Source organism: bacterium (assembly GCA_037131655.1).
GTDB lineage: Bacteria > Armatimonadota > Fimbriimonadia > Fimbriimonadales > JBAXQP01 > JBAXQP01.
This window is the reverse complement of the sequence record JBAXQP010000126.1, coordinates 1-7,823: the sequence shown is the minus strand read 5'-3', so window position 1 is coordinate 7,823 and position 7,823 is coordinate 1. Positions and strand designations below refer to the sequence as shown.

At 46.4% G+C, this 7,823-nt stretch carries 5 protein-coding genes and 1 tRNA gene; 3 read left to right on the top strand and 3 right to left on the bottom strand.

Features of this window, described 5'->3' with window-relative positions; all coding sequences use genetic code 11:
• Positions 1-981, bottom strand: a 981-nt coding sequence (locus WCO51_07270; protein MEI6513061.1) for a TIGR03790 family protein, incomplete at its 3' end; no start/stop codon positions are given.
• A gap of 130 nt (positions 982-1,111) precedes the next feature.
• Here WCO51_07270 and WCO51_07265 point away from each other — a divergent pair.
• Positions 1,112-3,481, top strand: coding sequence for a VIT domain-containing protein (locus WCO51_07265; GenBank protein ID MEI6513060.1), 2,370 nt, complete (start codon positions 1,112-1,114; stop codon positions 3,479-3,481).
• Positions 3,482-3,543: 62 nt separating this feature from the next.
• Here the strand turns inward: WCO51_07265 and WCO51_07260 are convergent, their stop codons facing one another.
• Both WCO51_07260 and dxs read right to left on the bottom strand, forming a co-directional pair.
• Positions 3,544-4,377 carry a methyltransferase domain-containing protein gene (locus tag WCO51_07260; protein MEI6513059.1) on the bottom strand — a complete coding sequence of 278 codons (834 nt, stop codon included), beginning with the start codon at positions 4,375-4,377 and terminating at the stop codon, positions 3,544-3,546.
• A gap of 38 nt (positions 4,378-4,415) precedes the next feature.
• Positions 4,416-6,362 (bottom strand): 1-deoxy-D-xylulose-5-phosphate synthase, encoded by a 1,947-nt coding sequence (gene dxs / locus WCO51_07255; GenBank protein MEI6513058.1) that lies wholly within the window; start codon positions 6,360-6,362, stop codon positions 4,416-4,418.
• Between the two features lie 156 nt (positions 6,363-6,518).
• On the opposite strand from dxs, the gene WCO51_07250 reads away from it, so the two are divergent.
• Positions 6,519-6,602, top strand: a tRNA-Leu gene (locus WCO51_07250).
• A gap of 501 nt (positions 6,603-7,103) precedes the next feature.
• On the top strand, positions 7,104-7,823 hold a 720-nt coding region (locus WCO51_07245), incomplete at its 3' end, for a ribonuclease E/G (protein ID MEI6513057.1).

Below are 7,823 nucleotides of genomic sequence, written 5' to 3'. Positions count from 1 at the left end.
GATATCGGCAGGGCAGAGCGCTATCGAATAGGGTTCGGAGACATAACCTTTTACGCCAGTCACTCCCTGGGTAACCAAATCGGCGATTAGGGATTGCCACCAGTCAACCTTGAGAAAAGTATGAGCGCTTGTCGAGACACATGTTTCGCTAATGGAGCCGGGAAGGAACCGTAAACTATTATAGGCAGTTTTGTTGTAGTGTTTATCGTTGCTGCCCCATGAATAGTAGCCCATAAGGCCGGACATTCCGCCGATAAATTCATCGGTCTTATCTAATCGAACGCTCATTCCTTTATTAATGAGAATATCGTTTGCGCTAAGCATGCTGTCATTTTTTTCTTTATAGCCCTTGCCAGTGCGGTTCGGGTCCATGTCAAGAAGAAAGCGTCCCTTAAATGGTTTAGCTGCAAGCGATCTATCGACCAATGCCTTAGCGTCTTTATCATAATAACCATCAAGGCGCGTAACAAGATAGAAGCCATAGGCCATGAAGGAAAAATGTTCTTTCTTATTGAAGTAAGGATTAACACAACGGATCGCATCTGCCTCCGTTAGGCTATTAGGCATCGGCTTGAGGTCTTTGAACATCATCATCAAGAAACTATCCACTGAATAGCCGTCTTCTTTTATACGGAATGGAACGCCCTTAGTGAGCACAATAAAATCGATCTGATTCTTTAAAGTCGATTTGATGAGATAGTTCCTAATTGGTTTTTCAACCTTTTCGAGATATTCTTCTTTTGTGATTTCTTCATTAAACGAACAATTAATTGTAATCACTTGCTCAGGGAGAAGGTTTCGCGCTTTTCGGTAATACTCTCCGATGCCAGGGGATATGGTGCTGTCAGCGTTGACGACAACAACTACCGGAATCTGAACCTTAACTGCTTTTGGACCGGCGGCGCATCCGCCTAATAAGCATATAACCAGCCCAACAATAATAGTTGCTACCAATCGGCATTTTAAAGAGAGCATGTTCATAGTGTACTCCTGCGATACATTTATCAGTATGTTTTTCAGTTTAATCCGAAAAAAGTATTTAATTAATGAACGTTTTTGGATAATTGCGCAACTAATATTTTGAAAGCCTTTTGACTAAGGAGTGTACGAGATGAAAAGAATTATGTTTTTGCTTGCAGTTTGTACTGCGGGATTGTTTCAGGCGGCATGGGCGGATGGGATGCTAATCCCTACTCATGTATTGCCTCCAACAGAGACAAGGCCAATCATGATACGGCCTTTCACGGTCAAATTACAGCATGCCGTTGCGAAAATTCATGACGGTGTGGCTGAGACTACCATCGAGCAAGTCTTCCGAAATGATAGCCCTATTGAGCAGGAAGCAATGTATCTATTTCCTGTGCCGGAAGGGGCTGCCATTACTCGTTTAACGATGACTATTGGGGACAAAATTTACGAAGGCAAGTTGATGGGGCGCGATGAAGCCCGTAACCTTTATGAGAGTATTGTAAGACGTAGACGTGACCCTGCGCTCCTCGAATATGCCGAGCGTGGGTTAGTGAAACTGAGCGTATACCCAATCCCATCCGGCGCAGAGAGGAAGATCACTATTCGCTATGCCGAATCCCTCAAACAAGAGGGCGGAGCAATGCGATATATCTATCCGCTTCGTGTTGACCAGATGTCCAACAAGCCGATCGCTTCATTATCGGCTACAGTCGAGATCGAAAGCTCTGCGCCACTGCAGAGTGTCTTTTCGCCAAGCCATGGCGATGCGAGCGTACGAATTAAGAATCCAAATCATGCGACAGTGACATGGGAAGCATCGAACATTCACCCGGATCGTGATTTGGTCGTTTATTATCGAGCAAGTCATGAGGACTTGGGCATGAGCCTATTGACTTATCGTTCAGGAGAGGACGGCTATTTCTTATTGTTCGTTTCTCCCAGCGCAAAACAGGCTGCGGCAGAGATGCCTAAGCATGTCGTGTTTGTGGTGGACCGAACCGGCAGTATGACAGGTGAAAAGATCGAGCAAGCCAAAGCGGCGTTCAAGTACACCATTCAACACTTAAAGCCGCAGGATAAATTTGCCGTAATCGCTTTTAACGAAGAGCCAGACTTATTTGAGAATGAACTTGTGTCAGCTACTCCTGAGAATGTCAAAAAGGCTATGAAGAAAGTATCTGAATTAGATGCTCAGGGGGGTACTAACATTAAGGACGCACTTTCTGCAGCCGTTAAACTGCTAAAAGAGGATGATTCAACTGGGTTGAAGACGATTTTATTCTTAACCGATGGGCTTCCTACTGTCGGTGAGACGGATGTGAAACGAATCCTATCAGATGTTAAGGATAAAAACAGTATTCGCGCGCGATTGTTTGTTTGGGGAGTCGGCGAAGATGTAAATGTGACATTCCTTGACAAACTTGCCAACCAAAACCGCGGCGAAAGCGATTTCGTTCAGCAAAACGAGAATATCGAGGTCAAGATTAGTGGTTTCTTCGACATGATGAGCTCTCCTGTCCTCACCGACTTGAAGGTGTTATTCAAAGGGGTCGAGGCGTTGGAGGTTTATCCGAAGGAACTTCCTGACCTGTTCCGAGGCGGACAGGTAGTGATCGCCGGTCGATATAAAGGGTCAGGGGCTGGAACGGTTGTCCTTGAAGGATTGGCAAGCAATAAACCACGAACGGTGAGACTAGCTGCAAATTGGCCGGATAGAGCCGATTCTAATGACTATATCCCTCGCATTTGGGCGATGAGGAAAATAGGTTTTCTCATGGATGAAGTCCGGCTGCATAACAATCCAGAAGTCATTCAGGAGATTGTGCGGCTTGCCAGAGAGTATGGGATTATCACTGAATACACCTCATTCATGATCGATGATCGACAAATTGAGGCGTTAAGGGATGGCAGTTTCCGAGATGACGAGGTTGCAACCAGCAATATGGCTGCGTTAAGACCTGCCCCTGATGTGAGTGTGGGCGCTCAGGATCAAAGTAGAGCATCGCGCAATTATAAGAACGCTCAAAACGCTCCAGTACAAGGTTATGGGGGCGGAAACTATGGGGCATTAGGGAAGATTAAGGGCGAATCGGAGATGGCTGCACATAAGGATGAAATTAATAGAGCCGTTAACCGAGTTCAATATGCCCGTGATCATACCTTCTACTTTGACGGCAGCCAATGGACTGATAGCCGCTATCAATCCCAACAACAACTCACTAATATCAAGCGAAATAGTGATGCTCACTTCCAGCTTATAAAGCGTATGCCGAAGATGGCGCAGTACAGTTCAGTCGGCGAGGAAGTACTGGTTGTAGTCGGAAATAATGCAATTCTTATTGGCAGCAAAGGCAAGGACAAGCTGTCTGAAGAAGAACTGGAGATGCTGGTAACAGGGAAACAGAAGCACTCAAAAAGTAGTAATAACTTGAGTGTAAGCGGCATCTCAATACTAGCATTAGGTCTAGGTGCTGCAGGCTGGGCTTTGCCTCATTACTGGCACAAAGCCTAACTATGAATAAGGGCCAAGCTGATAGCTTTGCCCTTATTATTTTAATCTACGATCACGCCTCATTATTTCGCGTTTTGGCTTCGGGCGACCCAGGTGTAGATTAGGCGGCCGTCTATGGCTTCTACTTTTAGACCTTCTTCCATTAGGTCTTTGAATTCTTTTTTGGTGAAGCGGAAGAACGGGATTTTGCCGGGGTGTTCACCTTGTTTTGTGCCGAATATTCGTTCGTATAAGTTATATTTATAGCCGGTTACAACTACTTTTGAACCGGTTTTGCTGACGCGGCTAAATTCTTTGATGGCTTTGGCTCTTGAATCGTGGCTGGGAAGGTGTTCGATGACCTGGCACGAAACTACTCTATCGAAAGCATCCGTTGCCATGGGCAAATGGCTGAGGTCGCCTTGAACGAGGTCTACGTTAGTGACACCTGCACTCTTTAGGCGTTCTAAATTCATATGAATTGAAGCTAAAGAGAAATCGAGCGCGACCAACCTTTTCACGCAACGGGCAAATTCTTGGGTCATGCGTCCATTACCGCATCCGCCTTCCAATAGCGTATCAGTCGGACGTAGCTGAGCATATTTAATAGATAATGGAATTTCAATTCGGCCAAATGCCAGGAGGAGGGGGAGCTTATCATAAACAGTGACTTGCTCGTCACGAGTTGCCATCTCGATTTTCTTTCGTTGAAAATCTTCGTCTTGAGGTGTTTCAGACTGTAGCGCCGCAGGAAGCATCTGTGGAACGCCCATTTCCGAGATTGGAAATGTCCCCTGACAACCTTGGCAGACAAGCTTTCCGGAGACAATTTCATCACCATCAATCTTATCATCCGTAACTGATAAAGTGCCTTTGCAATCAGGGCAACGTAAAATATCAAGAAATCCCTTTTTCATCTATACATCCTTGTAGTTCTTATTTTCCGCAATTCGCTCTACGTACTGATCGGTACTCCTATCGCATTGGGGCTTACACCGGCTTGGTTTAAAATTAGATCGCAGGCGGCGCGGATTATTCCTTCGGTGTTTAGGCCGCAGTCGGCGCGTAATTGGCTGATTGAGCCGTGTTCTACGAATTGGTCGGGGATTGATAGATGCTTGATCGCAATATCATTCAGGCCTTCACGCATAAGAAGTGAGATAACCGATTGGCCGAAACCACCGGTTGCGACATTTTCTTCAATGATAATCAGATGTTTTATCCTGCGAGCTAGCTGTAAGATAAGCTTTTCATCCAACGGCTTAGCGAAACGGGCATTCAAAACAGCAGCGCTGATTCCCTTCGATGACAAGCTATTCGCAGCCTCCCAAGCAGGAGTGACCATCGATCCAATCGCTAATATCGCCAGATCATCTCCATCTCTCATAAGTTCTGATTTGCCGAGTTGGATGGGTGTATAACGTATATCCCTATTAACCTCACCCGAGGAACCTCGCGGGTAGCGTACGGCGATGGGGTGTTCATCATAGTTAAGCGCAAAGTTAACCATCAAAGTCTGCTCTGTCGTATCGCGGGGCGCCATTACTACAATGTTGGGGATCATTCCGAGGTAAGAAAGATCAAAAACGCCATGATGAGTTGCCCCATCATCTCCAACAAGGCCTGCTCGGTCGAGCATGAATTTAACCGGCAAATTCTGGAGGCACACATCGTGCAGAATCATATCGTAGGCACGCTGCAGAAACGATGAGTAGATGGCAACAACCGGCTTCATACCTGCTGCCGCTAGACCAGCCGCAAATGTGACTGCGTGCTCTTCGGCAATCCCTACATCAAAAAATCGGTCAGGATGCTTTGCTTTGAACTTATTTAGCCCTGTCCCATCCGGCATAGCGGCTGTGATGGCGACTATTTTTTCGTCATTCTCTGCAACATCGATTAAGGCATCTACGAACGCTTGTGTATAGGTGATTCCACTGGGAGCCTGTTCGAATTTGCCTTCCTCAACCCCAAACGGCGTCACGCCATGCCATTTGCGAGCATCACTTTCAGCGAATTCATAGCCTTTGCCTTTGACTGTGATTACATGGATTAAAACGGGGCCTTTTAGTTCTTTGGCGTTAGAAAAAACGTCCAACATAACATCGAGATCGTGACCATCTATCGGACCGATATAGTTGAAACCCATCCCCTCAAACACCGAGCCGGTTTCTTCGGGGGACACATAGTAGGTTACGCTGTGTTTAAGACCGGCTGCGGTTTTTTGGATTGATTTGGGGAAGATTTCAGCAGCATGTCGTGCTTGGATTTCTAAATTCTGGAACCATGGCCGCGCTCGTAGCTTGGCAAGGTAGGTGCTTAGCGCCCCAACATTTTCGGCGATCGACATCTTGTTGTCATTGAGGATGACCGTAAGGTCGGTATTAAGCGCGCCGGCATTATTTAAAGCTTCCCATGCCATTCCGCCGGTAAGCGCCGCATCACCGAGAATGGCGACTACGTGTTCGTTGGTCTTTAATTTATCACGGGCAATCGCATAACCAAGAGCAGCAGAAATTGAAGTAGAGGCATGACCTGCGCCCCATACGTCAAAGGGGCTTTCATCTCTTCGTAAAAAACCGCTTATACCTCCGTATTGCCGAAGGGTAGGGAATTGATCAAGCCGTCCGGTCAGCATCTTATGAGGGTAAGCTTGATGGCCGACATCCCAAATGATTTTATCAGGTGGAATATTATGGGTGGCGTAGAGAGAGGTCGTAAGCTCGACCGTTCCCAGGTTGCTTGCAAAATGCCCGCCGGTCTTAGAGACATTTGAAATTATCGCTTGTCTCAATTCATCAGCTAGCTGTTTGAGTTGCTCCCTCGAAAAATTTACAATATCCGCAGGGCAGCATATCGATTCTAATAGACGACCTGGAGATTCTCCCTTGTTGACAGGCATTAAATGCTCCTATATAATTTAATTGTACCAGACACCGCGTAAATAGGTATACGAAAAAGCCGGTTGAGAGGTCAGCAAACAATAAACCTGGTTAATCCCCCAGTCGCTTGACAAACGAAGCGAGTTCGGGTATAAAAAAAGGGCTTCGAAATTCGTGCGCGGGTGGCGGAATTGGTAGACGCGCTAGGTTGAGGGCCTAGTGACCGCAAGGTTGTATGGGTTCAAGTCCCTTCCCGCGCACTCTTCTCAAAATAACTTCTATTACTTTTTGTTCAGCTTGTCGATGCTTTGATTATCGGGTACAATCAATTTTAGATTTGAAGGATATAAGTGGGTATTGCCCACATTGTATAAATTACTAGCGAGTAGTCAGAACTAAAGGGTTTATCTGTTAGACCAAGGCGCGGAATACACGATTTTGACTGAAGTAAATGCTTCTATATTAATTATTTATAGAGGCGGCAATCAGAAAACCGCAAAAATCACTCGATATATGAGTGACCCGCAGCCGAAATGCCGACAAGTTCTAATAAAGTTTGGATTAGATGTTTAAGCGTGCAGACGCAAGTAAAGAATTAATTTGTATCGAAAAGCATAGAAGCTTTCGCCCATTATAAGCGGTGTTTATTTAATTCTTTTGGCTCCGTTCGCTCCGTCCAACAGTCGGCCTCATTAAATCCTTCAGGGTTCTTCTCGCTTAAGGAGGGGTTCCCCATAGCGAACCTACATAAAGAGATTGTCGTGAGCGTTTCGCCACGAGAAACCCGTATTGCTGTTATTGAAGAAGGACAGCTTATGGAACTGCGTATTGAACGCGGTGAAAGAGTTGTCGGTAACATCTATAAAGGGATTGTCCAGAACGTGCTTCCGGGAATGGATGCTGCGTTTGTGGACATCGGACTTGAACGAAATGCGTTTCTCTACGTCGCCGATATCTTGCCTGAATCAGAAGATGGCGAGCCTTTACCGGCTTCCGTCAAACGTTCGACATTAAAGAGACGCAATATCAAAGACTTACTTAAGCAGGGGCAAGAGGTGTTGGTGCAGGTCATCAAAGGACCGCGCGGCACCAAAGGCGCTCGAGTTTCGACGCGTTTAACACTTCCAGGCCGCTATGTCGTTTTGATGCCGGAAGGCAACCACCTCGGAGTTTCCCGCAAGATTGAAAGCCGCGAGGAACGAGAACGTCTGCGCCAGATTGGTTTAAGCATGCATCCCGACGATTTCGGCGTGATTATTCGCACCGAATCGGAAGGAAAGGGCGATGAGGAGATTCGAGCCGATATCGAATTCCTCCGAACGACTTGGCAGCAGATTATGGCTAACGATCGCGTTACCCGCGCCCCTGGGATGATTTATCGCGACATGACACTGCTTTACCGAACAATTAGAGACATGTTCGGTGCGGATGTTCAGCGCTTGATGATTGACGACCCGGATGAGTATGAGAAGGTATATCAC